23 protein-coding genes and 1 pseudogene are annotated in these 20980 nt (G+C 32.1%); 16 read left to right on the top strand and 8 right to left on the bottom strand.

The features are described from left to right. Window positions 1-11 precede the first annotated feature (11 nt). From ACVBED_RS04315 to ACVBED_RS04300, 4 genes are all read right to left on the bottom strand, one after another. Window positions 12-647, bottom strand: coding sequence for a DUF5683 domain-containing protein (locus tag ACVBED_RS04315; protein ID WP_473094552.1), 636 nt, complete (start codon window positions 645-647; stop codon window positions 12-14). Continuing rightward, complete coding sequence (locus ACVBED_RS04310) at window positions 648-1532, bottom strand: ParB/RepB/Spo0J family partition protein (protein WP_447119748.1); 885 nt, start codon at window positions 1530-1532, stop codon at window positions 648-650. A 28-nt stretch (window positions 1533-1560) separates the two neighbouring features. Then, window positions 1561-2334 (bottom strand): ParA family protein, encoded by a 774-nt coding sequence (locus ACVBED_RS04305; protein ID WP_447119747.1) that lies wholly within the window; start codon window positions 2332-2334, stop codon window positions 1561-1563. Between the two features lie 161 nt (window positions 2335-2495). Then, entirely contained in the window at window positions 2496-3305 is an 810-nt protein-coding gene (locus ACVBED_RS04300) for an energy transducer TonB (RefSeq protein WP_447119746.1), read from the bottom strand. Window positions 3306-3547: 242 nt separating this feature from the next. On the opposite strand from ACVBED_RS04300, the gene ACVBED_RS04295 reads away from it, so the two are divergent. The 12 genes and pseudogenes from ACVBED_RS04295 to ACVBED_RS04240 all read left to right on the top strand — a co-directional run bounded on the left by ACVBED_RS04295 (window position 3548) and on the right by ACVBED_RS04240 (window position 13042). Next, complete coding sequence (locus ACVBED_RS04295) at window positions 3548-4015, top strand: pyrophosphohydrolase domain-containing protein (protein WP_447119745.1); 468 nt, start codon at window positions 3548-3550, stop codon at window positions 4013-4015. Window positions 4016-4018: 3 nt separating this feature from the next. Further along, entirely contained in the window at window positions 4019-4579 is a 561-nt protein-coding gene (locus ACVBED_RS04290; RefSeq protein WP_447119744.1) for a TlpA family protein disulfide reductase, read from the top strand. Further along, entirely contained in the window at window positions 4579-5193 is a 615-nt protein-coding gene (locus tag ACVBED_RS04285) for a DUF4230 domain-containing protein (protein ID WP_447119743.1), read from the top strand. Before ACVBED_RS04290 ends, ACVBED_RS04285 begins: the two co-directional genes overlap by 1 nt. Before the next feature lie 28 nt (window positions 5194-5221). Continuing rightward, window positions 5222-5407, top strand: coding sequence for a hypothetical protein (locus ACVBED_RS04280; RefSeq protein ID WP_447119742.1), 186 nt, complete (start codon window positions 5222-5224; stop codon window positions 5405-5407). Between the two features lie 109 nt (window positions 5408-5516). Beyond that, on the top strand, window positions 5517-6068 hold the full coding sequence (locus tag ACVBED_RS04275) for a hypothetical protein (protein ID WP_447119741.1): 552 nt from the start codon (window positions 5517-5519) through the stop codon (window positions 6066-6068). 126 nt (window positions 6069-6194) lie between these two features. Further along, window positions 6195-6755 carry a hypoxanthine phosphoribosyltransferase gene (hpt, locus tag ACVBED_RS04270; RefSeq protein WP_447119740.1) on the top strand — a complete coding sequence of 187 codons (561 nt, stop codon included), beginning with the start codon at window positions 6195-6197 and terminating at the stop codon, window positions 6753-6755. Between the two features lie 37 nt (window positions 6756-6792). Further along, window positions 6793-7371 (top strand): adenylate kinase, encoded by a 579-nt coding sequence (locus ACVBED_RS04265; RefSeq protein WP_447119739.1) that lies wholly within the window; start codon window positions 6793-6795, stop codon window positions 7369-7371. 93 nt (window positions 7372-7464) lie between these two features. Next, entirely contained in the window at window positions 7465-8448 is a 984-nt protein-coding gene (obgE, locus tag ACVBED_RS04260) for a GTPase ObgE (RefSeq protein ID WP_447119738.1), read from the top strand. Between the two features lie 108 nt (window positions 8449-8556). Further along, window positions 8557-8646 carry a T9SS type A sorting domain-containing protein gene (locus ACVBED_RS04255; protein ID WP_447119771.1) on the top strand — a complete coding sequence of 30 codons (90 nt, stop codon included), beginning with the start codon at window positions 8557-8559 and terminating at the stop codon, window positions 8644-8646. 53 nt (window positions 8647-8699) lie between these two features. Beyond that, window positions 8700-8918: pseudogene (locus ACVBED_RS04250) on the top strand (GTPase ObgE); the annotation flags it as partial. A gap of 220 nt (window positions 8919-9138) precedes the next feature. Then, window positions 9139-10395, top strand: coding sequence for a DEAD/DEAH box helicase (locus ACVBED_RS04245; protein WP_447119737.1), 1257 nt, complete (start codon window positions 9139-9141; stop codon window positions 10393-10395). A 100-nt stretch (window positions 10396-10495) separates the two neighbouring features. Then, window positions 10496-13042, top strand: coding sequence for a phosphoenolpyruvate carboxylase (locus ACVBED_RS04240; protein WP_447119770.1), 2547 nt, complete (start codon window positions 10496-10498; stop codon window positions 13040-13042). 56 nt (window positions 13043-13098) lie between these two features. Here the strand turns inward: ACVBED_RS04240 and ACVBED_RS04235 are convergent, their stop codons facing one another. Genes ACVBED_RS04235 through ACVBED_RS04220 form a run of 4 tightly spaced genes read right to left on the bottom strand, consistent with a single transcriptional unit; the run spans window position 13099 to window position 16367 of the window. Next, entirely contained in the window at window positions 13099-13872 is a 774-nt protein-coding gene (locus ACVBED_RS04235; RefSeq protein ID WP_447119736.1) for a TatD family hydrolase, read from the bottom strand. 10 nt (window positions 13873-13882) lie between these two features. Beyond that, entirely contained in the window at window positions 13883-14404 is a 522-nt protein-coding gene (locus ACVBED_RS04230; protein WP_447119735.1) for a GNAT family N-acetyltransferase, read from the bottom strand. A 3-nt stretch (window positions 14405-14407) separates the two neighbouring features. Continuing rightward, on the bottom strand, window positions 14408-15358 hold the full coding sequence (locus tag ACVBED_RS04225; protein WP_447119734.1) for a GSCFA domain-containing protein: 951 nt from the start codon (window positions 15356-15358) through the stop codon (window positions 14408-14410). A gap of 37 nt (window positions 15359-15395) precedes the next feature. Further along, window positions 15396-16367: a polyprenyl synthetase family protein gene (locus tag ACVBED_RS04220; protein WP_447119733.1), complete on the bottom strand. Its 972-nt coding sequence runs from the start codon at window positions 16365-16367 to the stop codon at window positions 15396-15398. 313 nt (window positions 16368-16680) lie between these two features. Between ACVBED_RS04220 and ACVBED_RS04215 the strand changes: the two genes are divergently transcribed. From ACVBED_RS04215 to ACVBED_RS04200, 4 genes are all read left to right on the top strand, one after another. Continuing rightward, the gene (locus ACVBED_RS04215; RefSeq protein WP_447119732.1) at window positions 16681-17745 is read left to right on the top strand and encodes a tyrosine-type recombinase/integrase; all 1065 of its coding nucleotides are present in this window, start codon (window positions 16681-16683) and stop codon (window positions 17743-17745) included. 153 nt (window positions 17746-17898) lie between these two features. After that, window positions 17899-18588, top strand: a complete 690-nt coding sequence (locus ACVBED_RS04210) for a hypothetical protein (protein ID WP_447119731.1) — start codon at window positions 17899-17901, stop codon at window positions 18586-18588. A 181-nt stretch (window positions 18589-18769) separates the two neighbouring features. Then, window positions 18770-19714, top strand: a complete 945-nt coding sequence (locus ACVBED_RS04205) for a hypothetical protein (RefSeq protein ID WP_447119730.1) — start codon at window positions 18770-18772, stop codon at window positions 19712-19714. A gap of 720 nt (window positions 19715-20434) precedes the next feature. Further along, window positions 20435-20836, top strand: a complete 402-nt coding sequence (locus ACVBED_RS04200) for a hypothetical protein (RefSeq protein ID WP_447119722.1) — start codon at window positions 20435-20437, stop codon at window positions 20834-20836. Window positions 20837-20980: the final 144 nt, after the last annotated feature.

Raw genomic sequence — 20980 nt, 5'->3', positions numbered from 1 at the left:
AAAAGTTTTATTTAAAACTTAAAATTGAGCGCAATTCCCGCTTTTGAGTTTGTTAATCCAAAGCCATCATTAATTATTGTGGGCGAAATTGCTAAATCCGGGTCATGGCGCCCTTCATATAAATGAGCATCAACAACGGCATCAACAATATTTAAGATGTAGATCAAACCCGTGATCGCAATGGCGTAATCTCTCTGTCTTTTCGCCTGATCTTGTGCATTCCCTAAGACATTTTTATCTATTCCCGGTATATTAGAAAACTCCTGCGGTTGCCCGTTTAATTGCGCTATGAAAGCAGTTCTGTAACGCTTATATTGTTTATCATTATAAAAAGTAATTCCTAAGCCCGTTCCTATAGCTCCAAAAACGATTGGAATTTTCCAGTATTTTTTGTTGTAAAGCTGACCTAAACCTGGTAAAACTGCCGAATATAAACCCGCTTTCGTGGGATTGAATTTTGGACTTAAACCTGGTTTGTTTGAAGCTTTAATATCAGCAAGAACATGAACATCAGATTTTGATGAAGACGAAAGCGCCGGGATTGAATCCTTAGGTTTATAATCTGTTCTTATGGTATCATTCGGGTTCACCTGTGAGAAACCAAAAGTGAAGGTAAGCAGTAAAATAATTAAGAAAATATTTTGCATTTAATGAATGTGTGCCAGAATTTGTTCTAATTCTTGTTCGTTATTAAAATCTAAAACGATTTTTCCTTTTTTGCCGGTTGCCGAAGATTTTATTTCCACTTTTACTTCCAAAATATCAGAAATGTTTTTTTCTGCTTTCTTCAAAAAATTGGGAAGTTTTGAAATAGTTTTGGATTTAACGGTTGGTTTCTTAAGTTTTTGAACCTCTAATTCCGCTTGTCTAACATTTAATTTTTGCGACGTAATTTTTTTAAACAAAATATCCTGCAAATTTTCATCTTCCAAACTAATAATTGCTCTTCCATGGCCCGCAGAAATTTCACCGCTTCTGATCGCATCTTGCACCACAGGATTTAAACGTAAAAGTCTGATTGAATTCGTAATTGTACTTCTTTCCTTCCCGACTCTTTGGCTCAAATTTTCTTGTGTCAATCCGATTTCTTCTAATAATCTTTGGTAGGTTAAAGCCACTTCAATCGCATCTAAATCTTCACGTTGAATATTTTCAACCAAAGCCATTTCCAGCAATTCTTGGTCATTTACCAATCTTATATAAGCGGGAATGCTTTTTAATCCTGCAATTTTTGATGCACGAAAACGTCGCTCGCCAGAAATAATTTCAAATTTTCCACCATCTTTACGAAGTGTAATTGGCTGAATGACACCGAGTGATTTTATTGATTGCGCTAAATCATTTAAAGCTTTCTCATCGAAGTAAGTTCTCGGTTGTGTCGCATTTGGATAAATATCTTCCAATGATATTTCCAAAATATTTCCCACTAATTTATCTGCACCTTCGTCCGTTGCATTATTTATAGAACTTTTGGATTCTGCACTTAAAATTGCACCTAAACCTCGTCCCATTGCTCTTTTCTTATCCTTCATACTTTATTTTAAAAGAAATTTTAAATAATTAATGGTTGACTAAATTTTCATTTTTAATTAAAACTTCTTCAGCTAATTGCAAATATTGAATTGCACCTTTGCTTTCTGCATCGTACATTAGAATGCTCTCGCCAAAACTTGGCGCTTCACTTAATCTCACATTTCTACTGATAATCGTATCAAAAACCATTTCGGGAAAATGCGTTTTTACTTCTTCCACCACTTGGTTTGACAACCTTAGCCTGCTATCAAACATTGTTAAAAGCAAACCTTCAATATCAAGATCTTTATTGTGGATTTTTTGAACGTTTTTTACGGTATTTAATAATTTACCTAAACCTTCCAAAGCAAAATATTCACACTGAATTGGAATTATTACAGAATCTGCTGCCGTCAAAGCATTGATTGTGATCAAACCCAAACTTGGCGCACAATCGATAATAATATAATCGTAATTATTTAAAATTGGCTGCAGAGATTCTTTTAATCTGTATTCTCTTTTATGGCGGTCCACTAATTCTATTTCTGCCGCAACCAAATCGATATGCGACGGAACAATATCTAAATTTGGCGAACTTGTTTTTTGGATGCAGTTTTGCACGTCTTCAGAATTTTCTAGCAAATTGTAGGTGCTGAATTTCACTTCTTCAATCCCTAGACCAGAAGTTGCATTCGCTTGCGGATCGGCATCGATAATTAGAATTCTTTTTTCTAAAACGCCCAATGCAGCCGCTAAATTAACCGCTGTAGTAGTTTTACCCACGCCGCCTTTTTGGTTTGCAATCCCAATAATTTTCGCCATTATATTTAATTAAGTTTCAAAAATACAATTTTTTTAAATCTGAAAATGATGTTAAAATCCTAAAAATAGTTAAAGTATTGTAAATTATAACGTTAAGTAAAAAAAAATTATCCACAAAAAATATTCTTTGTGGATAAAAACATACTAAAATTAAGTACACTCTACTCAAATTTCATTGAAATTGGAAAAGTAAAATAACTTCTCACGACTTGCCCATTAATTTTTGCAGGTGTCCATTTACCCCGTATTGATTTTAAAGTTTTAATTGCCTGCTGGTTAAATTCTTTTGTTCCGCCATTTGCGTTAATATCTGAAATTGTACCATCTTTCTCTACGATAAAAGTAATTGTCGTTCTCATCACACTTTCAATACCATCAAAATTTGTCGCATCAAAATTTTGAATCATTCCGGTTCTAAAACCTTCAATTCCCTTTGAAAATTGCGCTTCAACATCAACATGTTTGTGCGGAGAATTGTCAATCGCTTTTGGTAAAGATAAACCAGGAGCAGTTGGTGGAATTACATTTTCGGGCGGAGAAACGCTCATTGTTGGTGGAGTTCCGGAAATTGTTTCAGGACCTATTGCTGTTTTTTGAATGTCAATAACAGAGGTTGCAGGAGTTTGTACTGGCGGATTTCTTGTCGGTGTGGGAATATTATATTTGATTGTTGCTACTTGTGGCGCAATAGGCGGAACGTGAACAACCGGAGGTGCAATTACTGGGTCAATAATTTCCGTAATTTGATGAATGTGCTCATTATTTGGAGGCGTCACATTGACAGTTTTAAGACTATTTAAAATAAAAGGCGTTGCGGCAAATGCGGCAAATAAAAATACACCTGCAAACATCGATTTTGTAAGAATTTTGTCAGCTTCGTGCCGTAAAACATAAGCCCCATAATTTTGATTGCGGTGCGCAAAGAGAATCTCATCTAACTCGAATTCTTGATTGTGGAAAAATTTTTTCATCTTTAAAATTTAGAAGTTAATAAATAAATTTTATATTATTGGTTTTTTATTATAAGTCTCTTTATTAAAACATTATTACAACATTTACGCCAAAAAATTATTAAAATATTATTTATTTAATATAATTTATGAAACGCCAACCAATTCACAATTTTTATACATAATTTTTTAAATTTAAATGATGTTGAATTCAACTAAACGTTCAGATTTATTTAATTAAATTTGAAAAAAAATAATTTTAGATGGACAAAATAGATGCACTGAACCAAGTCGCAGAATTTCATAAAACCTTTAATGCCCCAATTTTAGATACGCCACAAATTCCTTCAAAAGAACGTTGTGAATTGCGAATTTCTTTACTTCAAGAAGAATTAAATGAATTAACAGAAGCCATTGCGCAAAATGATCTGGTAGAAGTCTCCGATGCATTATGCGATCTGCAATATGTTCTTTCTGGCGCAGTTTTGGAATTCGGAATGGGTGATAAATTTGTAGAATTGTTTAATGAAGTGCAACGTTCTAATATGTCTAAAGCTTGTGCAAATCAACAAGAAGCACAAGATACAATTGAGCATTACAGACAAAAAGGTGAAGAAGCTTTTGCAGAAAAATCTGGCGATAAAATAAATGTCCATCGCACTTCTGATAATAAAGTTTTAAAAAATAAATATTATTCACCGGCAAATTTGAAATCAATTTTAAATAAATAAATTATGAAAAATATAAATAAAGCACTAATTTTCGGTGGTTTGCTTTTTTTAGTTTTACAATCTTGTAGCGTAAAAAAAGTAGTAGTGAACCGTGAAGTTGATTCTAAAAATGATGGAAAAATGCTGTTGGGAACACAGACTTTAAACCAGTTTCAAAAAGAACCTTACAATTCTTGGTACAAGGACGAACATAATGGTTATGCTTTCGATGCAGATGCGATGAAAGAATTAAAAAAAGCAAAAATCGGGACTTATAATATCGTTGTATTTTTAGGAACTTGGTGCCCAGATAGTCACAGAGAGTTCCCAAGATTTATAAAAATTTTGGAAGACTTAAATTATCCAATGCAGAAATTAACAATTATTGCAGTGAACAGAAAAAAGGAAGCACCGAACGGAGAAGAGGGACCTTTTAATATTCAAAAAGTACCGACTTTCATCATTTCAAAATATGGGAAAGAAATTGGCAGAATTATTGAATCTCCTAGATCTGGTTGGCTGGAAAGAGATTTACTAGAAATCTTAAAAAAAGACGACACGTCACTAAAAGGTTTATTTAAATAATGTTTAAAAACAAAAAATATTTTTTACCATTTTTAATAGGAGCGATTACAATGTTGCTCCTTTTTTTGGTGTGGCTAAAAATTACTTCACGCGCTGCAGACAAAGTTCAAAATGATTATTATATCATTACAAACCAAATTCGGAAAATGAATAAATTGGTTGTAATGGAACAGGATTTTTCGAGCATGCAGAAAACAAAAATTTCGTCGCAAGTTGCTGGTGGATTTTTACCGGCAAGTGAAAAGCAAATTATTACTTTTACAAAAACGAATGCACAAATTTCTTACGATTTAAATAAAATGAAATTGAAAGTTGACAGTATCAACAAAAAATTAATTATCGAAGAATTGCCTGTCGCAGATTTAAAAATTACTCCAAGCGTAGAAATTCAATCCTTTGATGATTCTTTTTTCAATCGTTTCAATGAGAATGACATTAAAAAAATTACTAATTCTGCCAAAGAAAATGCTGTAAAAACAGTTAATGAAGACAGATTGAGAAGTGAAGGCAGCGTACAATTGTTAAAAAATTTAAATCAGATATTTGTTCTGGCAAAAGCTTTAAATTATAAAATAGAAGATAAAACCGGGACTTTAGATCCTTCAAAACTTTAAAACTTTAAAACTTTAAAACTTTAAGAAAATGAATACTAAAAAAGAGCCTACCAAGAAAAATGAAATGGAAATCTCGAAAAAAAATCAGGATTTTCAAAATATACCCGAAAGCTCTTCACAAAGCGAAGATAAAAACATTAAAAAGGAAGATATCAAGAAAGCTAGTGAGCTTAATAAAGACGGTAAAACTGACAACACGGAAAAAAATAAATAACGTTTTAAAGTTAAAATTTTGCTAAATGACTTTTTTTAAGATGCTTTGTCACGATTATTGTTTATTTCTTTAGAAGGAATCAATAATTATTAACATTAAATAAAAAAGTATGTCTTACACCATTGTTGGAATGTTTCCAAAACACGATCAGGCTGAGAACGCAACAGATAAATTAAGTGACGCTGGTTTTACTTCAGAAGACTTTCACATTTCTAAATTCGCACGAAAAGGTGTGACCGAAGAAAATGATTATTCAGCGGACGATCATCCCCATTTTCACTTTCATGAGGAAGAAAAAACAACTGGATTCTGGAACTGGCTTTTCGGCGATGAGGAGCATTCTAAGAAAAAATACAGCTATGCAGCGACAAAAAATAATGTGGTCACTGTTTTCGCAGACACAATGGAAAATGCTGAAAAGGCAAAAAATATTCTTAACAACGAAGGCGCTATCAACGTTAATAATGAGACAAAGAATTACGTTGCTAATCAAACTTCACTAGGTGAATCAAAATATAAAGTTGACGAAGCGGAGCAAGCGAGAATTATAAATAAAGCAAAAAATAATCTTTATTTCACTGATGAAAGAAGTTACTCTGTAGGGCATGAAGGGATGGACAATGACATGGATTCCCAAGGTGGAAAGGATATTTCAGTCTAATATCATCTAAATTATAAAATAAATTACCGGTTTTAAAAGCCGGTTTTTTTTATTAAAAATGTAATTAATAGTTCAACTGCAAATTTATTGTTTTTAAAAGTTTAAATTTGCACCTTATTAAAATCTATGGACCGTATTACAATCCACGACAAAACTTTTATCACTTATCTGAAAGATGAAGAAATTCAATCCATTGTAAAAGAAACTGCATTAAAAATTTATGAAGACTATAAAGATGAAACACCTATTTTTATTGGTGTTTTAAACGGTGTCATCATGTTTTTCTCAGACTTGCTTAAGTATTATCCTGGGAGGTGCGAGATTGCATTTATCCAAATGAGTTCTTACGTTGGAACTCAGTCGACAGGAATTGTTTATCAAAAAATGGATTTGACGAAAGATGTGAAAGACCGTCACATTATTATATTAGAAGACATTGTTGATACTGGAAATACTGTTGAAAGTTTATTTCAATATTTCACGGAGACGCAACGTCCAAAATCTGTTAAAATAGCGTCATTTCTTTTAAAACCTGAGGTTTATAATAAAGATTTTAAGATCAATTATATAGGTAAAGAAATTCCTAATAAATTCGTTTTGGGTTACGGATTGGATTATGATGAACTTGGCAGAAATCTTAAAGATTTATATCAGTTAGAAGATGGTAAAATAAATGAAAACCATTAATTTTTAGTTTTAAAAACTTATTTTCAAAAAAATAAAAATGATAAACATTGTCTTATTCGGCCCTCCCGGAAGTGGAAAAGGAACGCAGGCAGAAAATTTAATAAAGAAATTTAATCTTAAGCAGATTTCTACTGGCGACCTTTTCAGATTTAATATGAAAAATGAAACGCCATTAGGAATTTTAGCAAAGTCTTTTATTGACAAAGGGGAATTAGTTCCCGATCAAGTGACAACGGATATGCTGATTGAGGAAATTAAAAAACCAACAGATGCAAAAGGTTTTATTTTTGACGGTTATCCAAGAACTACTTTTCAGACTTCGGCTTTAGATGAAATTGTAAAAAATGAATTACATTCTGAAATTTCAATCTGTTTATCTTTAGTTGTAAAAGACTCAATTCTGGTTGAAAGATTGATTATCAGAGGTAAAACAAGTGGTAGAAAAGATGATTCTGAAGAATTTATCATAAAAAATCGAATTACAGAATATTATAAAAAAACTGCTGAAGTAGCAGAATCATACAAACAACAAGGAAAATATGTGGAAGTAAACGGAGTCGGTGATATTGCTGAAATCTCTGAAAAACTATTCACAGAAGTAGAAAAATTAAAGTAGTTGATAGTTGTCAGTTTATAGTTGCTCGGTTTTAAAATTTAAATCTCAACTCAGACAGACAAAAAGCAACCAACAAACAACAACTAAAATACCATGTCTAATTTCGTAGATTACGTTAGAATAAATTGTAAATCTGGCCACGGCGGTGGCGGTTCTGCGCATCTTCGCCGGGAAAAATACATTCCGAAAGGCGGACCTGACGGTGGAAACGGCGGTCGCGGTGGAAACGTTATCATGCGTGGGAATGAGAATGAATGGACACTTCTTCCGCTCCGTTATACCCGACATGTTGCGGCTGGTCGCGGAAAAAACGGTCAAAAAAGTCAATTAACAGGTGCAGATGGTGCAGATATCTATATCACAGTTCCTTTGGGAACGATTGCTAAAAATGCCGAAGGAGAGGTGATTGCAGAAATCTTAGAAAATAATCAGGAAATTATTTTGTTCAAAGGGGGAAAAGGGGGAATGGGAAATGAGTTTTTCAAAACTTCTACCAACCAAACACCACGTTTCGCACAACCCGGAATGCCTGGCGAAGAAGGTATGGTCATTTTTGAACTTAAAGTTTTAGCAGACGTTGGTTTAGTTGGTTTTCCGAATGCTGGTAAATCAACACTTTTAGCCTCAATATCCGCGGCAAAACCAAAAATTGCCAATTACGCATTTACTACTTTAACTCCGAACTTAGGAATTGTGGAATATAGAAATTACAAATCATTTGTGATGGCAGATATCCCAGGAATCATAGAAGGCGCGGCGGAAGGCAAAGGTTTAGGACATCGTTTTTTACGGCATATTGAGCGAAATTCTATTCTATTATTTTTAATTCCGGCTGATTCTGAAGACCATTTTCAAGAGTTCAAAATTTTGGAAAATGAATTAAAGGAATTCAATCCAGAATTACTGGATAAAGAATTTATACTTTCCATTTCAAAAGCCGATTTACTGGATGATGAACTTCGCAAAGAAGTCGCTGCAGAATTCCCTGAAAATAGACAACCGATCTTCTTTTCAGCCGTTTCGCAGGAAGGTTTGATGGAACTGAAAGACGCGATCTGGAAACAATTGCATGGTTAGAAAATAGTTAAAAGTTTAAATTTACTTTTCATTTATTTTCACCAATTCTGGAATGTTTTTTAACCGAAACTAGTTACAATTTAATAAAGCAAAAAGTCAATCTACTAGATTGGCTTTTTTTTATTCTTAAACGGGGTTTATCTTTTAAAAATTGATACAGAAAACGGTTCTATTACCAAAAAAGTGATTAAAGATTAAGTTATTTTATAATAAATAAAGGCTGTTTTCTCTCTTGAAAACAGCTTTTTTTATTTAAAATTCTGGAAAATGAATTAAGAGAATTTAATCCTGAATTACTGAATAAAGAATTTATTCTTTCTATTTCAAAAGCAGATTTATTAGATGATGAACTTCGCAAAGAAGTTTCCGCAGAATTCCCAGAAAACAGACAACCTATTTTTTTCTCTGCCGTTTCGCAGGAATGTTTGATAGAATTGAAAGATGCTATTTGGAAACAATTGTATGGATAAAAATTCTTTAAAATATTAAATTTAGACGCGGAAAGGTTTATATTTTTTCCGCTTTTTTTATTTTAAAATTTTATTCAAGCAAATAACCTATCTTTGCCAAATATTTCGCGGCATTCTAAAGCCAAGTAATTTTAGATTACTCAATCTGCTACTTGCAGATTTGCTCAAAATGAAGAAGTAAAATACTTCATCCGCACATTAAAATTAAAAAACAAACAATTTGTTATTTACAGACTTAAAAATTATTAAGCCCATCTTAGATGCGCTTGAAAAGCAAGGCTATGAAAAGCCTACTCCTATCCAGGAAAAAGCAATTCCTTCAATTTTAGAAGGCAGAGATTTTCTCGGTTGTGCCCAAACGGGAACAGGAAAAACAGCGGCTTTTGCGATTCCGATTTTACAAAATCTAACGGAAAGACAAGGCCCAAAAAGTAACCACATCAAAGCTTTGATTTTGACACCAACGAGAGAATTGGCAATTCAAATTGAAGAAAACTTTGAAGATTATGGTAAAAACTTACCCGTGAGAACTTTGGTGGTTTTCGGGGGCGTAAAACAAGCTGCTCAAGAAAAAGCACTCAGAAGGGGTGTCGATGTTTTAGTTGCAACGCCCGGAAGATTATTAGATTTTATTTCTCAAGGTATTATTTCATTAAAAAATATTGAAATTTTTGTCTTGGATGAAGCCGATAGAATGCTTGATATGGGTTTTGTTCACGATGTGAAAAGAATTATTAAAATGATTCCACAAAAAAGACAGACTTTGTTTTTCTCTGCCACGATGCCACAGGAAATTGATTCTTTGGCAGGATCGATCCTAACAAATCCTGTCAAAGTACACGTTGCGCCAATATCTTCTACCGCAGAAACGATCAATCAATCGGTTTATTTTGTAGAAAAAAATGATAAATTAGAATTGTTGACGCACCTTTTACAGGAAGATATTAGAGATTCAGTTCTCGTATTTTCCCGTACAAAACATGGCGCTGATAAAATCGCAAGAAAACTTCAAAGTCATAAAATTTCTGCCGAAGCCATTCACGGAAATAAATCTCAAAATGCCCGTCAAAATGCATTGAGTAATTTTAAAAATGGAAAAACGAGAATACTCGTTGCCACAGATATTGCCGCACGTGGAATAGATATTGACGATTTAAAATACGTTGTTAATTTTGAACTTTCTGATGTTTCGGAAACTTACGTTCACAGAATCGGACGTTCCGGAAGAGCAGGCGCAGAAGGAAATTCCATTAGTTTCGTAGACGGTTTGGATTTAATTAATTTAAAAAATACTGAGAAATTGATTGGAATGAAAATTCCTGTTGAAAAAAATCATCCTTTCCATACTGATAATTTAGTGGCGGAAAAAAGAGATTCTAACAATAAAGCGTTTACGCCGAGACAAAGACCTTCGCAACCGAGTTCCAGTCATTCAAAAAAGCCAAATAATAAAAGCAATTTTACGCGTAACAGATAATATTTTGCATTTATAATAATTAAATACTTTCCTCGGAAGGTATTTTTTTTGAATTAATTTTAGAAGCTAATTTTGAGCAATAATAGTATTAAATTTGATGATGCGAAATACAAACCGAACCGAGAAATTCCGACAAATTGTAGAAAATAAATTTCAGATTTATAATTCTCTTTTTATGAGTTTGCCTTATGATAAAATGAGTAATATCGGTATGTTGTTGCCTTTTTTATACGAAGAAAGCAAAGAAGGTTATAAAGCTGGGAAGACACCGGAAGATATTTTAGAAAATTTTTTTACCAATCATACGCATCTCGAAACGGAAGAAGAAAAACTGGATTTACTCTTTAAAATCATTCAATATATTGAGCGCCAAGTCGTACTTTTTGACAGTATTGAAGACGCCGCATTTCCGCAACTGCATTCAGATTCTGATACTGGAACGGTTCAAAATATTTTCGACCGATCCACGGAACAAAATTCAGTACAACAAGTTCGTGAGAAACTAAATAAATTTGGGGTGAAAGTCGTTTTTACGGCGCATCCGACGCAGTTTTACCCTAATTCTGTTCAACGAATCTTGCACGATTTGAAAATCCAAATCACCACAGATTCGATTACGAATATTGATTTGCTGTTGCAACAATTAGGGAAAACACCTTTTGTAAACAAAGAAAAACCGACGCCTTTAGATGAAGCAATGAGCATTATTTATTATTTGCGCTACATTTATTATGATAGTTTGGGCGAACTTTTTACAAAGATAAAATCAGTTTTTAAAACTGATGGATTTCACTTGAACGAAGATTTATTTCAGTTGGGATTTTGGCCGGGCGGCGATCGTGATGGAAATCCTTTCGTGACTGCAGAAATTACTAGAAAAGTTGCAGAAGAACTTCATCTTTCAATTCTAAAATCTTACTATAGCCATTTAAAGTATGTGCGTAGAAAATTGAGTTTTAGAGGCGTTACAGAGATTTTGGAACAATTAAGTCAGAAACTTTACGAGGCTATTTTTAAAGAAGAATGCGATATTAATTCGGAAGAAATCATTAACGAAATTAATAAAGCAGAAGAAATTTTAAATAAATTTCACAATGGATTGTTTAAAAACTTACTAGAAAATTTCCGAGATCGGGTTCGGATTTTTGGGACGCATTTCGCAGGTTTAGATTTAAGACAAGACAGTAGAATTCTGCAAAAAGCAATTGATTTTATTATTTCAAAATGTAATATTAGTGATGGTGAAACTTTAACAGAAAATGAAAAATTTAATTATTTAATTGATAAAAAACCACAACTCAATTTTGAAAACTGGGACGATGACGTCATCAAAGATACTTTAAAATCTATTGCTCAGATCGCAGAAATACAGGCCAAAAATGGTGAACGTGGGATGAACCGTTATATTATTTCTAATTCTGACGCGGTAAAAGATGTGATGAATGTTTTAGCGTTTTTTAAAGTTTGCCAGATTGAAGATGACGCCATAAAAATGGATGTTATTCCCCTCTTTGAAACGATGGAAGGACTGGGAAATGGTGAAAGCGTTATGCGGGAATTGTATGAAAATCCTTTCTATAAAAGACATTTGGAACGCCGTGGAAATAAGCAAACCATTATGCTTGGTTTTTCGGACGGTACCAAAGATGGCGGCTATTTAAAAGCAAACTGGGAAATTTTTACTACCAAAGAAAAATTAACTAAAATATCAAAACAATATGGCATCGAGGTTATTTTCTTTGACGGCCGCGGTGGTCCACCAGCACGAGGCGGCGGAAAAACACATGATTTCTATGCCTCCCAAGGAAAAACAATTGCCAATAATAAAATAGAAATCACCATACAAGGACAAACTATTACCAGTGTTTTTGGGAACAAAGAACAGGCAAAATTTAATTTTGAACAACTTTTAACGGCAGGAATTGAAAATGATGTTTTCAGTAATTCTAAAAAAGATCTAAGTTTAAATGAGAGAAATCTGTTTGAACAATTAGCAACTTTAAGCTTTGAAAAATATTCTTCATTAAAAGCAAATCCTTTGTTTGTACCATATTTGCAGGAAATGAGCACTTTAGAATATTATGGAAAAGCAAATATTGGAAGCCGACCAAGTAAAAGAGGCGGCGATGATGTGCTAAAATTTGAAGATTTGCGTGCCATTCCTTTTGTAGGAAGTTGGTCACAATTAAAACAAAATGTACCTGGATTTTTTGGGGTGGGAACCGCGCTGCAAAAATTTAAAAAAGAGAATAATTTCGAGGAATTAAAAACGCTTTACAGAAACTCAGATTTCTTTAAAACATTGATCCTAAACAGTATGATGAGTCTCAGTAAATCTTATTTTCCACTCACTTCTTACATGAAAAAAGATGAAAAATACGGTGATTTTTGGCAGATTTTATTTGATGAGTATCAACTTTCTAAAGATTTAATGCTAGAATTAACAGGTTTTGAAAGTTTAATGGAAGAAGAGCCAATTTCTAAAAAATCAGTTGAAATCAGAGAAAAAATTGTATTGCCACTTTTAAGTATTCAGCAATATGCATTAATTAAAATTAAGAAAAATCCAGAAAATAAAGAGGCATTTGAAAAATTGGTAATGCGATCTTTATTTGGAAATATAAATGCAAGCCGGAATTCTGCATAGCGAAAACTCACCTTAATAAAAATAAAAATACTTCATTCGGGAAGTATTTTTTTTATTTAATTTTTAGATAATGAAAATATTTTCTCTGCGTTTTCAGTCGTTATTTTATCAATTTCGTCAAAATCTTTTCCATAAATACCAACTAATTTTTCGACTACTAAATCCAAGTAAGAACTTTCATTTCGTTTGCCACGAAAAGGCACGGGCGCTAAATAAGGTGAATCGGTTTCTAACACAATCTTTTCTAAAGGAATTTCCTTTAAAAATTGATCTATTTTCCCATTTTTAAAAGTCACTACGCCACCGATTCCTAAAGAAAAGCCTAAATCTATTGCGTGCTTCGCTTGTTCTAAATCCCCAGAAAAACAATGAAAAATACCGCGTAATTTCGGATGCTTTTTTCGCTCTAAAACTTCAAAAGTCTCATCAAAACTACTTCTTGTGTGGATGACAATAGGAATATTGTACAGAATCGCCATATCAATTTGCTGCTCAAAAGCTTTTACCTGAATGTCCAAAGTGGTTTTATCCCAATACAGATCAATTCCAATTTCACCAATTGCGGGAAATTGTCTTGAACCAAACCATTTATCAACAATAATTAATTCTTCTTGCCAAGTTTCCGGTTTTACATAACAGGGATGCAAACCCATCATTGAAAAAACCTTTCCTGGATATTGAGTTTCTAAATTAATCATTTTACGATGAGTTTCAGAATTTATAGCAGGAAGATAAAATTTAGAAACACCCTTACTTAAAGCGCGATTAAACATCTCAGTAAAATCATCATCAAATTCTTCAGAATATAAATGGGTGTGTGTGTCAATCATTTTAGAAAGTTTAATTTAAGACCAATTTCATTATTAAATCGGTTTGAGAATCATTTCCCAGTTTAAAATCATGTTTTTCAAAAGTTATAAAACCTTGTTTCTCGTAAAAACCAATAGCGTTGTAATTTTTCTCCCAGACACCGAGCCAAATGAAATTAGAAATCTTTTCGTTTGCAATTTCGATGGTATTTTTTAGAAGAAAACTCCCTACTTTTTTTCCTTGAAATTCTTTTAAAACATAAATTCTATGAATTTCCGTCGCTGCGTCATCAAACTTTTCTGTTTGCGCAGTTTTAAAATTCAATTTAATATAACCGACAAGTTCGTTATTTAATTTAGCAAAATAAAAGCTAGAATTTTCATTTTTGTATTCTTCTTTTAAATTCTTTAAGCTCATATTTTCTTGAATATAAATATCAAGATTTTCCTTCGAGTTAGTCGGACTAAAAGTATCGCTGAAAGTTTTTACGCTTATTTTTTGTAATTTTTCTAAGTCTGATTCTAAAACTTTTATAAATTCTAAATTTTTCATTCCTTAAAAAATCTTATGATTCACTTTTGATTGCTGCGCTGCAATTTTTAATTGTAATTTTTCTTGAAACTCTAAAAATTTTGGATTTTTTACATCGCCGGTTTTATGTTCTAAAGTTTTTTTAATTTTTAAATTTTCGCTTACAAAAGTTTTACATTCGTCAGTAAAATACGCTCCAACAAATTGTTCCCAAATATACTGAACTGCTTGCGACGTTGGATGAATTAAATCTTCTTTATAAAAACGATAATCGCGCAAATCATCCATCACCATTTCGTAAACAGGTAAATAAGTGGTGTTTTCTGCAGAAGAAATTACCTCGTGCAGAGCTGTAAATAATTTTGATTTGCTCAACTGATTTTCGATAATACCATCTTTTAAATGGCGAACCGGCGAAATACTAAAAAGAATTTGAACGTTGTCCGGACAAATATCTTTTAAAAGAGAAATACTTTCTGATAGAGAATCGCAAATTTCTAAATGGCTCAAATATCTCTTTTCAAAATATTTTGCAGGAATTTTATGGCAATTAGCGACTAATTTTTTCTTGGGTAGAAATTCATAGATAAATGAAGTGCCCAGTGTAATAATTACAAAGTTAGTCCCTTTTAAAAACTCATTACTTTGCTGAATCTGATGGTTTATAAAGTCTAATGTTTGGTGCGAAAACCGAGAGTTAAAGGTAGAATTATGATCTAATGAAATATAATTATCATTAAATTTAATTAAATCTTCTTCCGAATAAAAAGCGGCATCATGTATTTTTTTTAAAGCATTATTGATAGAAAACGGGTTAAAAAGTGTCCCAAAAGGATTATTTAAATTTTGCAACTGTCCTTCCTGCAAAAGCGCAGCAATCTCTGTCGCAAAACAAGAACCGATGCTAAAAATATTAGAATCTAAATTTATTTTAGATGTAGAAAGCGGAAGATTAACTTCAGTACGAAATTTCATAGTATTAAAAAGAAGAAATTAAAAAAATAAGAAAAACTTAAGCTTCTCTTTTAAGTAAATAGTTAGCAAGCTCGACAAATGGTTTCTTTTTTTCATCAGAAGCTTTTATTTTGTGCAAAAATTCTTGTGCAATATGATTGTGTTTTTGTATCAGTTGGAGGACTTTCTCTTCTACTCTAGTTCGGCGGAAAATTTTCTCAACGCCGTGTATTTTATCAATATTATCAGTCTTTTTAGAATACCAATATTGCAATTCATCACGCTCTTCAGGTGTGGCATTTTGCATTGCGTAATGGTAAAGCACGGTTTTCTTATTTTCATAAATATCGCCGGCATGTTTTTTTCCAAATTGCGCCATATCACCGAAGACATCAAGATAATCATCCATAATTTGAAAGGCGATTCCGACATGTTTTCCAAAATTAAATAAATGCTTGGCGTCTTTGAAATTTGCCCCGGCTATTACGGCGCCAATTTCGAAAGAAGATGCGCTTAGAACGCCCGTTTTATAAGTTATCATTCGTAAATAATCATCAAAACTGACGTTTTTTTCACTTTCAAAATTAATATCATATTGCTGACCTTCGCAAAGCAATAAACCAGTATGCGTGAAAATTCGAACGCAAGCTTTGTATAATTCTGGTTCGAGGTCTTCAAAAAATTTATAGGCTTTTAGGAGCAATCCGTCACCCGAAAGAATTCCAACATTAATACCGTGAAGCGTATGAATGGTTGGTTTATTACGTCTTAATGGCGCTTCATCCATTATATCATCATGGATTAAAGTAAAATTATGAAAAAATTCTATGGCTAAAGCTGGTTTGATAGCTTTCTCTGGATCACCGCCAAATAAATCATTTCCCATTAAAACCATAATCGGTCTTAATCTTTTACCACCATGACTAATAATATAGTTCATCGGCGCGTATAATTCCTCTGGTTTATCTTTAAAGGTATATTTCTCAATCGCTTTTGCAACTATTTTCTGATAGTCTTCCAAAAATTCCATAAATACTTTATTTTAGGCAAAATTACAATTTTTAAAAATTTTTAGAGGAAAAAAACTTTGGCAAAAAACCCGATGAATTTAATTGGCAAAATTACGTAATGTGTAAATATATTAATAAAATGTAGTTTATTATTTATTTTGAATGGTGTAAATTCTTATTATTTTTAAATATTGTATCAAAAATTTTTTTATCTTTAAAAAGTATAAATGTTTTTTTTAAACAGGTAGAGAATTTTTATGATCTAAAAAAATTTGCGATCCGTTTTTAAATAAGATAATCCTGGTCTCTTTTAACATTTAAAGACTGCTCTAAATGATAGAATTATTTACATATAAAGCCGGAGTTCATGAAAATAAATCGGTGATTTTCATCTATTTTGAAAATAATTTTCAATTAATACAAGAGGTGAAAAGCTGGGTTGGAAGAAGGTATAGCAATTCTTTAAAATGTTGGTATGTTCCCGACGTAAAATATTACAGAGTAAAATTTAACATTCAGAAAAATCTTAAAATCAGCCGAAATATTGAAAATAAAATTTCAAAATTTCATCAGGACGAACTTCGCAAAACAATTGCAACGCTGCAATTAAAGGGATATAGTGAGAATACGATAAGAACCTACGGCAGCGAGCTTACTCAATTTTTTATACATATTGAGCCAAATGGTTCGTCTGTGCAAAACAGTGATAATATCAAAAATTACATTTGGCACTGTATCACCACTTTAAAATTAACTGAAAATACAATCCACAGCCGGATTAATGCCATTAAGTTTTATTACGAAAAGGTGTTGCATTTTGAAAAAATAGCACTGGAAATCCCGCGTCCAAAAAAGCGTCTGCAATTGCCAAAAGGTTTTAACACAGAAGAAATTAAACGAATTCTAGAGGTTACAAAAAATCTAAAACATAATACTATTTTAAAATTAATCTATGGAATGGGATTGCGTGTTTCAGAGATCATCAATTTAAAAATAAATGATATCGATAGCGTTTCTATGCGGGTTTTGATAGAAAGAGCAAAAGGAAAAAAAGACCGCTACGTTAATTTACCTGAAAGCATTTTAGGCCAGTTGCGCGGCTATTTTAGATCATACAGACCAAAAGAATATTTGTTCGAAGGGCAATATGGTGGTCAATATACGGCGCGGAGTGTGCAGCAGTTTTTCAGTGAATCTTTGGTAAAGGCAAATATCACTAAGAAACAAGGTGTACATAGTTTAAGACATAGCTTTGCGACACATCTTTTAGAAAATGGAACAGACATTCGATTTATACAAGAACTCTTGGGTCACAACGATATAAAAACGACCTTGCTATATACAAAAGTGAGTGATCAAAGTTTAAGAAAAATAATAAGTCCGCTGGATAATCTGTAAAAAATAAATATTTATATTTGCGTAGAAGATATTTTTAAAAAAATAAAACGCATTGCGCTTTTTTAAATAGATTTTCAAAACTAATTAATTAACAATATATTACAAATTCGAAATTATTTTGGGTTCGCATATATATGAGTTAGCTGTGATATTATGACGACACTCATAACAAGAAAGGAAATCGTAAAGACAAAGAGAATTATTGGCTCTGAACTGACTAAAATGCAGAAAGCGTTTTACGATGAAGAGATATTGCAATATTACAAGGACGACAACGAAGAACATTTGTATTGGGAACAATTTGACTGCATAAAGAATGAAGAAATTGACTATTCGACTTTTAATAAAATTATAGGTTTAGACCATTCAGACATTGACACTTTCACAGATACATTAACAGAAAAGCTAACCGAGTTATTTAAGACATTAAACGTCAAAGACTTCATAATAATTTCTCACTTGAAAATGGACTTTTTTGGAAACAGAGACAACAAATTCAAGCCATTAAAAAAAGCATACAAGACACTTGAAGAAATTGTTGGCGACAAGACATTTAGTGAAGCATTCCAAATTGACATTTACAGTTTGTCAGACTTTATTGAAATTCTCTTTTGGACAACTCGTTGCGACCCAAGTGTGGCAGAATATATTTTCTTATTTGACAAAGACGAACAAATTCAGTTTCATTTATGCAAATACGGAAATCTACACTTGACGGAATACAATAACGAACGGCTAACCGAAAACAAAATAAAAGAACTCGGTTGGTCAATTATTGAAGGACAGGAATTTGATAACTTTACTGAAAGCGGTAAAATTGAAGGACGAAAAATTAAGCTATGAATAGAAATACCACTGCTAACAGGCGTTTGGCAAAAAAGCGGGTTCAGTGCTTAATTGAAGTTTGTGCTTCGTATCAAGTTTATTGCTGGCAGACAGTTTAGTGCTTCGAAATCCGCTTCTTCGCCAAGCGCCAAACCGTTAGGCGCAAGCAGTCCGCAGATTACAAATAACAGATATCTTAATGATGAAAAAAACAGTAAAAGATTATTGCATTAAAGTTCCAGTATTTACATCCGAGAGAATCGAAAGAGATAACTGGGTATTTAGCATGAACTATCAAGAATTAATAGATCATTCAAAAAGATTAATTACTGAACATAATACTAACGATAAAATTGTTTCGTCAGACAAGAGAAATAAGACAATTAAAAGAGAAATTGGTAATATTGAAGTTCACGAAAGAGCCTTTGGCGAAATTCCATATTTGCTACTTAAAATTTCGGCTTACAATACGAATTGGGAAGGTTGCTTAGTTACATCGAAAGAAACCGTTCAAATTGATAATAAAGATAAAATAGGAAGCGACAACAATTATGTAATGCTTTATCCGCAAATAATCGGTGCTGAAAATCAATCAATTTTTTGGATAATTCTAGTATATGATGACCCTAAAAAAGATAGCTTTGACAACGTAAGTACAGCAAAATTAGTGTTAACTAAGATTCTAAATCAACCCGTAAAATCTATAAAACTTCCCGCCGTTTTACGTGAACTAAAAGAACATAAAGTTCTTCCGCAAATTAAAATGAACCTCAATGCAATAAGTTTTGATGAAGGTAATATTTCCCCGAAATATGAGCAATATTGCACAAGCGCGAAAACCTTGAAAAGAGAAGAATATGATTTTAACAACATGCCTTTTGACAAAATTGAAGAATTAATACGCAGTCCTTTACAAGATTATTCTCAAAGAATAATAAAGCTCATTGTTCGTAAAAAAGAATATAAAATTACTCAAGATTTAAAAAAAGAAATACAGGCTGGCCATGATGAGTTAGTGGAACAAATTTTTAACATGACCACTAATGTAAAAGAGGAAGAATTGGACGATATTTACAACATAGAATTTGTGATTTCTAAACTTCAAAATGTTTTAGAAACATATCTTAAAAATGGAGATGAGTAATTTTGATGCAAATATTTTAAATGATATTACTAATTTTTTCCTTGTTGTACTTGGAATAACGATTACGCTATTCACCGTGATTTATTCTTTTATTGTCAATAGAAAAGAAGAGCTAATTAAGATTAATGAAGAAATAAATATTGGAAAATCAACGCCTGCTCTTCAACAGAAAAAGCACTTTAATTTAGTTTACATTAAAAAGTACATTATTTGGAATCGCCATCTATTAATACTGGCAATAATCTCACTTGTAATCTTCGTTGCTTGTTTTTTGACGAATAGAAAAATAAGCAATGGTATTCTAAAAAATTATTTTTACAACTTTATAATTATTACGTTCTATTCTACCATTTTATATTTATTTATCGTATTGTGGAAAGTAGTTATAGATTTCAAAAAAAAATCAAAGTTGTAAACTGCCAGCGCCTAACAGCGGTTTTGCGCAATGGCTGGTTTTATTTTCCTTAGCCGGAAAATACTCAGCCGGAAATTTACATATCTTTACAACAAAGCGGTAAGTTGCCGCCACTGCGCAAAGCCGCGGAACGTTACCATCAATTTTAAAAAACCACAATGGAAATAAAAAATCTACTTCGAATAATATTTAGAGTTTTTGGATTATATTCAGTCTTCACTTTAATCTTTAATTTTTTCCCTCAACAGTTAACTTATTTAATAAATTCTGAAATATTTTTCCCATTCGATAGTAAAAATGGAATTATGCAAACTTGGATTTATTTAATAATTGTTGCGATACTAATTATTGTAGTATTCTACATTCTTATAATAAATCCCGACATAATTATTTCAAGATTAAAGCCGAAGGAATTTTTGCACGAAAGGATAAATTTCGAAAATTTAAATTCTGAAAATTTATTACAAGTTGCAATTTTAGCAATCGGTATTCTATTACTTTTTGAATCAATTCCTGAACTAATTAACAAATTATTTTCGTTGCTAAAAATTAGAAACATGAACCAAAATATTTCAGATGATATAAATACTTTAGGAATAAATTCTGAAATATTTTCAGCGTCATTAAAAGTATTAGTTGGTTTAATTTTCATCATATTTCAAAATGGAATTGGTAAAATGTTATATAATCAAAACGTCAGGAAATAAAAAAAACTGCTGGTAACACGGTATTTCTACAAGCGGGTCGAATTTATAAATCGAGGTTTATTTCAGAAATTCCTTTTTTTGCTACCCGATCTTTTTTGTATTTTTATTCCCGCTTGCAGAAATACCCAAACGTTATCTGTCATT

The organism is Halpernia sp. GG3, from assembly GCF_052976925.2.
Note: the sequence above shows the minus strand (reverse complement) of the source record. Positions and strands in the feature narration are given on the sequence as shown.

Bases quoted from the DNA above. Each gene is read 5' to 3' on its own strand.
- ACVBED_RS04315 (WP_473094552.1), bottom strand. From the start codon at position 647: ATGCAAAATATTTTCTTAATTATTTTACTGCTTACCTTCACTTTTGGT.
- ACVBED_RS04310 (WP_447119748.1), bottom strand. From the start codon at position 1,532: ATGAAGGATAAGAAAAGAGCAATGGGACGAGGTTTAGGTGCAATTTTA.
- ACVBED_RS04305 (WP_447119747.1), bottom strand. From the start codon at position 2,334: ATGGCGAAAATTATTGGGATTGCAAACCAAAAAGGCGGCGTGGGTAAA.
- ACVBED_RS04300 (WP_447119746.1), bottom strand. From the start codon at position 3,305: ATGAAAAAATTTTTCCACAATCAAGAATTCGAGTTAGATGAGATTCTC.
- ACVBED_RS04295 (WP_447119745.1), top strand. From the start codon at position 3,548: ATGGACAAAATAGATGCACTGAACCAAGTCGCAGAATTTCATAAAACC.
- ACVBED_RS04290 (WP_447119744.1), top strand. From the start codon at position 4,019: ATGAAAAATATAAATAAAGCACTAATTTTCGGTGGTTTGCTTTTTTTA.
- ACVBED_RS04285 (WP_447119743.1), top strand. From the start codon at position 4,579: ATGTTTAAAAACAAAAAATATTTTTTACCATTTTTAATAGGAGCGATT.
- ACVBED_RS04280 (WP_447119742.1), top strand. From the start codon at position 5,222: ATGAATACTAAAAAAGAGCCTACCAAGAAAAATGAAATGGAAATCTCG.
- ACVBED_RS04275 (WP_447119741.1), top strand. From the start codon at position 5,517: ATGTCTTACACCATTGTTGGAATGTTTCCAAAACACGATCAGGCTGAG.
- hpt (WP_447119740.1), top strand. From the start codon at position 6,195: ATGGACCGTATTACAATCCACGACAAAACTTTTATCACTTATCTGAAA.
- ACVBED_RS04265 (WP_447119739.1), top strand. From the start codon at position 6,793: ATGATAAACATTGTCTTATTCGGCCCTCCCGGAAGTGGAAAAGGAACG.
- obgE (WP_447119738.1), top strand. From the start codon at position 7,465: ATGTCTAATTTCGTAGATTACGTTAGAATAAATTGTAAATCTGGCCAC.
- ACVBED_RS04240 (WP_447119770.1), top strand. From the start codon at position 10,496: ATGCGAAATACAAACCGAACCGAGAAATTCCGACAAATTGTAGAAAAT.
- ACVBED_RS04235 (WP_447119736.1), bottom strand. From the start codon at position 13,872: ATGATTGACACACACACCCATTTATATTCTGAAGAATTTGATGATGAT.
- ACVBED_RS04230 (WP_447119735.1), bottom strand. From the start codon at position 14,404: ATGAAAAATTTAGAATTTATAAAAGTTTTAGAATCAGACTTAGAAAAA.
- ACVBED_RS04225 (WP_447119734.1), bottom strand. From the start codon at position 15,358: ATGAAATTTCGTACTGAAGTTAATCTTCCGCTTTCTACATCTAAAATA.
- ACVBED_RS04220 (WP_447119733.1), bottom strand. From the start codon at position 16,367: ATGGAATTTTTGGAAGACTATCAGAAAATAGTTGCAAAAGCGATTGAG.
- ACVBED_RS04215 (WP_447119732.1), top strand. From the start codon at position 16,681: ATGATAGAATTATTTACATATAAAGCCGGAGTTCATGAAAATAAATCG.
- ACVBED_RS04210 (WP_447119731.1), top strand. From the start codon at position 17,899: ATGACGACACTCATAACAAGAAAGGAAATCGTAAAGACAAAGAGAATT.
- ACVBED_RS04205 (WP_447119730.1), top strand. From the start codon at position 18,770: ATGATGAAAAAAACAGTAAAAGATTATTGCATTAAAGTTCCAGTATTT.
- ACVBED_RS04200 (WP_447119722.1), top strand. From the start codon at position 20,435: ATGCAAACTTGGATTTATTTAATAATTGTTGCGATACTAATTATTGTA.